This is a genomic window from Kitasatospora aureofaciens, assembly GCF_019192735.1.
Taxonomy (GTDB): domain Bacteria; phylum Actinomycetota; class Actinomycetes; order Streptomycetales; family Streptomycetaceae; genus Kitasatospora; species Kitasatospora aureofaciens_A.
Map to the genome: position 1 here is coordinate 22113 of NZ_JAHTKP010000084.1, position 6903 is coordinate 29015.

The following is a 6903-nucleotide window of genomic DNA, read 5'->3' on the forward strand; positions in this document are numbered from 1 at the left end:
AGGCTCGTTCGAACGTTCCCCGACCCGGAACGTTCCCGTCCTCTGGAGGATCCGTGCGATATCGATCGTTCGCCCTGTCTGCCGGTCTGGCCGTGTTGTCGCTGGCCGCCGTCTCGTTGAGTGCCAACGCCTCGCTGACTCCGCAGGCTGCGGCCGCCCGAACGGCGCTGCCGGAGACCATGTCCCCGGCCGTGTCCCATTCCCAGCGGCAGGGCGCCCTCGTGGCCGGGCAGCCGCTGGCGGTCTCCGTCAACCTCAAGCTGCGCAACACCGCCGCCCTCGACCGGTTCCTCACGGCGGTCTCCACCCCGGGGGATCCGCGGTACGGGAAGTACCTGACGCCGGATCAGTTCAAGGCCGAATACAGTCCGACCCAGGGCGACGTGGACCGGGTCACCCGTTTCCTCACCTCCCAGGGCCTGACCGTGACCGGGGTGAGCGCCAACCGGCAGGTGGTCAACATCGGCGGTACGGCCGACCGGATCGCCGCGGCCTTCGGGACCCACGAGAGCACGTACCTCGACGGCGAGCAGCACCGGACGTTCCATGCCAACGACACTCCCGCGTCGGTGCCGTCCGATCTGTCGGACGTCGTCGCCGGGATCGTCGGCCTGGACGACCACACCAGCCGCACCACCCGCATGTCCGGACCGGACGCCTCGACCCCGGCCGCCACTCCGGGCGGGTACGGCCCGGCCCAGTACGACGGCGCCTACAACCTCGGCAAAGTCGGCACCAACGGCGCCGGAACCACGGTCGCCCTCTGGGAGTTCGACGGCTACCGTTCGTCCGACCTGACCGCGTACGACCGCAGGTTCGGACTGTCCGGCCCGGCCGTGCAGACCGTCCCGGTGGACGGTGCCAACTACGACGCCCGCCCCGGCCAGGGCCAGGGCGAGGTCGAGCTGGACAGCGAGATCGTGCGCGGTGTCGCGCCGAACGCCCAGCAGCTGATCTACGAGGCGCCCAACAGCGACCAGGGCGAGGTCGACATGGCGGCCAGGATCGTCGCGGACAACAAGGCGTCGGTCATCTCGATCTCCTGGGGCTCCTGCGAGCCGGACACCACCGCCTCGATCATGACCGCGGTCGACAACTCGTTCAAGCAGGCCGCCGCCCAGGGCATCTCGATCTTCTCCGCCTCCGGTGACGACAGCTCGCGCGACTGCACCCGCTCCGCCGGCGGCCCCGGCGTGGCCGCGGTCGACTTCCCGGCCTCCAGCCCGCACAACACCGGTGTGGGCGGCACCAACCTGAGGTTGAGCGGGAACACCTACTCCGCCGAGAGCGCCTGGAGGACCTCGGGCGGCGGCACCTCCAAGGTCTTCGCCAAGCCGGTCTGGCAGAACGGCACCGGGGTCAACACCGCCGGGCGCACCGTACCGGACGTCTCCTCCGACGCCGATCCCGCCAGCGGCTTCGCGATCTTCACCCAGGGTCAGGCCGGCCCCGGCTGGCAGATCATCGGCGGCACCTCGGCGGCTGCTCCGCTGTGGGCCGGCTTCACCGCGCTGTACAACCAGAAGGCCAAGGCGGCGGGCCAGGCCGTGCTGGGCGAGGCGAACCCGAAGCTGTACGCGCTGGCCGGCTCCGGTGGCGGCGGGGCGGCGTTCCACGACGTGACCTCCGGCGGCAACCAGGACTTCCGGGCCAGGACCGGCTACGACCAGGTCACCGGCTGGGGCACCCCGGTGGCCGACCAGCTGGCCGACCGACTGCTCGCCGCCCACCGCTGAACGGGACGGCCCGAGTGGGGCGACCCGAGTGGGACGGCCCCGCCCGGCCCTTGAAGCCGCGTACGGCGCAGGCCGCTGCCGAACGCACGAGGTCCCGCGCGCCCGGTGGCCCGGGAGCTTCCGAGGGCTTCCCGCCCAGCACCGTCGACGCGGTGCTGGGCGGGACCCGGGTGGTACCGGTTGAGCCCGGAGTGAGCGCTCCCTTAGGGAAACCTGAGGTTCTGCGCTGACGGTGTTTTCGACGGGCCGAAAGGCCGTACGGTCTCTCTCGCCAAGCCCGGTACGGGCAGCACAGCGCCGGGCTCACCTCGCCCGCCCGCGTCGCCATGCCGTCTGTCGGGCGGCCGGCATTCGGGCCCACACCGACGCATGCCGACGCACGCCGGGCCGCCGGCCACGGCCGACTGCCGACGCGCGTCCCCGCCACGACCCCCGCCACGACCCCGCACCGTAAGGATCACCCGTGAACGACATGGCCATCCCGACTGTCACAGCCGCCCCTGACGGAGGCGCGGAGCTGCGCCTCGTGGTCCGTCTCGACTGGCAACGCGTCGCCGAACTCGGGTTTCTCGCATCTGAGTTGGCCAGTGAGCTGAAGCGGCCGGTCACTCTCGACGAAGCGGTGAGCCACCAGCTGGCCTTCCGTACCCGCCCGGTGGCTCCGGCTCACGGCACCGTCGGCACCACGCCGACGACGACGGTGATGCCACTGTCCGGCGCGGCGGCCGTCGAAGCCCCTGGCCAGGCGCCGGTCGCGGCGGGCAAGCAGGCCGGACCAGCGTCGCTGGAGAGCGGCCCGTCGGGCCGGCCCGCAGCCGTTGCGTCCGGTCAGTCTCCGGCACAGCAGGCAACCGCGTCGGCACAGGTCAGCGACAAGAACGCTCATCCGCTGGTCGCCGCAGGGTGACCGCCGAGGCCGGACAGGTACCGCCCTCCTCGTCCGGTTCGTCCGGCTCCGGCCCGTACCGCGCTCACAGCGCTCATCGGAATCGCTCATCCCGGAGGGACCGCAGCATGGAACTTTCATCCCGGACCACTTCCCTCCGCCCTCGCGGCGGAGGTGGCCGAGTCCCCGGCGGCCGGCGGATGTCGTACCTCCTCCTCGCCGTCGGGACCTCGCTGCTGGCCGTGGCGTGCACTCCCACCGTCCCGACCGCCGCTCCTTCCGTCGCCGCGCCGCCGTCGGATGCTGGGACAAACGGCACGCCGACCGCACTGCCGGTCGGTGCACCGTCCGGCAGGCCGACATCCGAACCCGTAGGTACGCCGACCGGAATGCCCGCCACCACGCCAGTCGGAGCGCCGACGCTGAAAACGGGCGGAAAGCCCACCACCAGGCCGCCCGGAATGCCCACCGGTCGGCCGACCGAGCCGAGCGGTATGCCGACTGCCATACCGACGTCCGGCCAGACCGATCCGTCCACCGGCAAGCCGGCGTCCGGCGCAACCTACCCGCCCACCGGCATGCCGACCGCGACGGGCAGTGCCCCCACGCCGGTCTACGGCAGCCACTGGTAGAGCGCCACCCGCCGGGCGCGGAGGCGCGCCGGCACCCAGGCGGTGGGTCTCCCACCGCTTTCCCCGGCGCCACACGGCTGATGTCGTCCGTCGCCGGGGAACCCACGCTCATGTGCACCGGGTCCGAGCCGACCGCCGGGCCACCATCACTATCGGACAAGGACAGAGCTTGAGGAATTCGACAAGGCCACGTCGCAAGTCCCCGCGGGACACCGTGGTGCGGCTTCGCGCGGCCGCCGCCGGCACGGCACCGGAGCTGCCGAGGCCCCCGGTGACGATCCTGATCGCTGCCGCCGTGGTGGTGCTCGCCGTGGTCGCCACAGTGCTGCAGGCTCTCCAACTCCCCGCGACGGCACACAACCGCAGCGGCACGGAGGCGGTGCACCGGTTCGTCGACTTCTTCTTCGGCGTGCTGACGCTGATGGCCCTCAGCGGCAGCGTCACACTCGGACTCCTGGCAGCCGAACGACGCTTGCTGACGCCGCGCCACAGGGTCGCGGTGCAGGCCCTGCACCGCGCCGTCTCCGTGGCCGCGGTGGTGACGCTGGTGATCCACGTCGCCAACAAGGTCGCCGAGGGGCATGCCGCCCCGGCGGCGGCGGTCGTGCCGTTCGCTTCCGGTACCAGCTTCGTGGTCGGCGTCGGCACCATCGCCGCAGAGCTCCTGGTCCTGGCCGCGGTGACCGGCGCGCTCCGCGGCCGCTTCGCCGGCAACCCCCGTCTCACCCGGCTGTGGCGACCGATGCACTGGGTCGCCTACGCCTCGTGGCCGCTCGCCCTCGCGCACGGGCTGGAGGCCGGGCGACCGGCCAGGGGCTGGGTCGTGTGGTCGTACGGCGTCAACATGGCCGCGGTGGCACTCGTCCTGCTCATCAAGTTCCTGTACGGAGCCGGACGCAACACCACCGGCGTCAACGCCAACCGCCGCCTGATGGCCGTGGACCTGATCGGCCCCGGCGAGGAGGCGGGCTACCCGCCGATCGGCGACCAGTTGCCCGTCTTCGGCGAGTCCTCCGCGCTGCTGGCGCTGGACGTGGAGATTCCGGACGCCCGGCCGGCAGCGACGCCGGAACCCGCCTCGGCTGCCACCGTGCCCGCCCCGGTGTCCATGGACCCAGCCGCCATGCACTGGGACACCGGTGAGCTGAACGCCCTGCTCGACGCCGGCCGTCAGCAGTACCTGGCCGAGCAGGCGGCGTTCCAGCAGCAACAGCAGCAACAACAGATGCAACAGCAGGCCCAGTTCACGATGGATGCCTGGGACACCGGCGAACTCAACGCGATGCTCTACGGAGGGGGTCAGCAGTACCTCGTGGAGCAGGCGGCGTTCCAGCAGCAGCAACAGCAGGCCGAGTACCCCCAGCAGTCGTACGTCCAGCAGTACCCGCCCCAGGCGTACGTCGGCAACCCCGGGTACCCGCAGGGACCCGACACCGGCCCGCAGTTCCCGCCCGCGGAGGGGTCCTGGGCCGGTCCCGGCTACGGGTACCAGCCCACGTGGACACAGCCCTTCGGCTACGGCGTCGACTCCTGGCCGAACCGATGACGGCCGGCACCGCGGACGTCCCGGAGGTCATCCGGATGGGACCGCCCCGGCTCACCGCCGGGCTCGACCAGTACATCCGGATGGGCTACGAGGCCCATCTCGCCGTCCACGGGCCACTGCCCAAGTACGGCGCGCCGGAGCTGGTCGACCTCGCCCAGCGGATCGGGCTGGCCGGGAAGGGCGGCGCCGCCTTCCCCTTCGCGCGCAAGCTCCAGGCTGTGATCGACTCCACGCGGCGCCGGCGTCTGCCCGCAGCCGTCGTGGTCAACGCCACCGAGGGCGAGCCGGGCAGCGCCAAGGACCGGATGCTGCTCGCCCGCGCCCCGCACCTCGTCCTGGACGGTGCGCTGCTGGTCGGCGAGGCGCTGCGCGCCGAAAGCGTTGCCGTCGGCGTGGACGAGGGCAGCCCGGGCGTCACCTCGATGCCCGCGGCGGTCGCGGAACGCCGCTCCCGGCTGCCGATCCGGGTTGTGCAGCAGCCGGCCCGCTTCGTCTCCGGCGAGTCCGGTGCGCTGATCCGCGGCATCAACGGCCTGGTCGCCCTGCCGCCGAGCCGCAAGGTCCGCTCCTCCGACGGCGGACTCGGCGGTGTGGACGGGCTGCCGACGCTGCTCTCCAACGCCGAGACGTACGCCCAACTGGCCGTCGCCGCCCGGCTCGGAGCGGAGGCGTACCGCGCCGTGGGGCCGGACGCCGAGCCCGGAACGGTACTGCTCACGGTCAACCGCCCGGGCGCCCGGCGGCCCGTGGTGGTGGAGGCCCCCGCCGGGACCCCGCTCGGTGCGGTGCTGGACGCCTGCGGGACCGGGCCGGGCCAAGGAGTGCTGGTCGGCGGCTACCACGGCATGTTCCTGGATGCGGCGTCGGCGGTGACCGCTCCCTGCTCCCGGGCCGGGATGCGGCAGTCCGGCGGAACGTTCGGCGCCGGGATCGTCATCCCGCTGTCCGAGGACACCTGCCCGCTGGGCGAGGCGCACCGGATCGTCCAGCGGCTGGCCGCGGAGTCGGCGGGCCAGTGCGGCCCCTGCCGGCGCGGACTGCCGGAGCTGGCCCGGGCCTTCGGCGCGATGGTCGCCGGTGGCGGTGCCCGCGCGGTGGAGGAGGTCCGTCGGCTCGCCGCCGCAGTGGTGGGACAGGGAGCCTGTTCCCACCCCGACGGTTCCGCCGGGTTCGTCCGGTCCGCGCTCAGCGCCTTCGCCGAGGACGTCCGAGCGCACACCGAGCGCGCCGGCTGCGGACGGCGGGTGCGCGCAGTGCTGCCAACTGTTCCCTGGGGCCCGGACCGGGACGTCGGCGAGGTCGGCCGGGTGAACCTGAAGGTGGACTGGGCTCTGTGCGACGGGCACGGGCTGTGCGCGGACATCGCCCCGGAGCTGTTCACGCTCGACCGGCACGGCTTCCCGGTGGTCAGTGAGGGCCCCGTGCCGGTCTGGCTGACGCTGTCCGCCAAACGGGCGGTCAACCAGTGCCCGGCCTTGGCCCTTCGCTTCGCCGTGTCCGGCCGCTGAGACGGGTGGCCAGGTGATCGAGGGGCCCGGCCCGCGTCTGACTACACGGGTGCCGGACCGCTGAGGCATTGGTGGACCAGTTGGCGAGGCTCCCGCAGGAGGAGATCATCGCCTACCGGGAGCGTTTCGACGAGGTGCACGGCGCCGTGTACCGCTGGGACGTGTGGGCGGGCGCCTATCTCATCGGGGGAGGTTGCTCGGACGACAGCTTCATGGACCTCCGGGCGGGCCTGATCGCCCTCCGGCAGGACCGGCACGAGCCGGCAGCCCGCTCACCCGGACGATCTGGCGGACAACCCCCGCAGTGATCGAGGCCGCGGCCCCGGGGCTTCGACTACGTGATCTACGACGAGGCCGCGAACTATGCGGCAAGCTACGCGTTCGAGTACCTCACAGGTGACGCTGATGTCTTCTACGAGGCGTGGAAGCGCCATCGGGCGCTGCTCGTCGAGATGGTGGACGGGGCCAGTGAAGTTCCCCCACTGAACTGGACAGCCTGATACTGGGACGTTGAGTCCCGGAGGAAGCAGTCCTGATAGTGAGCGGTAAGAGCAACATGAGCAAGCGGTACACGGCCGAGTTCAAGCGGGACGCG

The 6903-nt window shown here is 72.3% G+C and carries 7 protein-coding genes; all 7 read left to right on the forward strand.

All coding sequences use genetic code 11. From position 1 onward, the window contains the following. The first annotated feature begins 53 nt into the window (after window positions 1-53). The 7 genes from KV557_RS37925 (at window position 54) to KV557_RS37955 (ending at window position 6808) form a co-directional block, all read left to right on the forward strand. Entirely contained in the window at window positions 54-1736 is a 1683-nt protein-coding gene (locus KV557_RS37925; RefSeq protein ID WP_218206184.1) for a S53 family peptidase, read from the forward strand. Window positions 1737-2199: 463 nt separating this feature from the next. Next, window positions 2200-2643: a hypothetical protein gene (locus tag KV557_RS37930; RefSeq protein WP_218206186.1), complete on the forward strand. Its 444-nt coding sequence runs from the start codon at window positions 2200-2202 to the stop codon at window positions 2641-2643. 473 nt (window positions 2644-3116) lie between these two features. After that, window positions 3117-3254: a hypothetical protein gene (locus KV557_RS37935; protein WP_218206188.1), complete on the forward strand. Its 138-nt coding sequence runs from the start codon at window positions 3117-3119 to the stop codon at window positions 3252-3254. 169 nt (window positions 3255-3423) lie between these two features. Further along, window positions 3424-4800, forward strand: coding sequence for a hypothetical protein (locus KV557_RS37940; RefSeq protein WP_218206190.1), 1377 nt, complete (start codon window positions 3424-3426; stop codon window positions 4798-4800). Then, complete coding sequence (locus tag KV557_RS44265) at window positions 4797-6308, forward strand: NADH-quinone oxidoreductase subunit NuoF family protein (RefSeq protein WP_305149045.1); 1512 nt, start codon at window positions 4797-4799, stop codon at window positions 6306-6308. Before KV557_RS37940 ends, KV557_RS44265 begins: the two co-directional genes overlap by 4 nt. Window positions 6309-6376: 68 nt before the next feature. Continuing rightward, entirely contained in the window at window positions 6377-6616 is a 240-nt protein-coding gene (locus KV557_RS37950) for a DUF4240 domain-containing protein (protein WP_256178550.1), read from the forward strand. 30 nt (window positions 6617-6646) lie between these two features. Continuing rightward, window positions 6647-6808 (forward strand): hypothetical protein, encoded by a 162-nt coding sequence (locus KV557_RS37955; protein ID WP_218206194.1) that lies wholly within the window; start codon window positions 6647-6649, stop codon window positions 6806-6808. Window positions 6809-6903: the final 95 nt, after the last annotated feature.

Excerpts from the sequence above, each read along its gene's own strand:
- KV557_RS37935 (WP_218206188.1), top strand. The coding sequence starts at position 3,117 with ATGCCGACTGCCATACCGACGTCCGGCCAGACCGATCCGTCCACCGGC.
- KV557_RS44265 (WP_305149045.1), top strand. The coding sequence starts at position 4,797 with ATGACGGCCGGCACCGCGGACGTCCCGGAGGTCATCCGGATGGGACCG.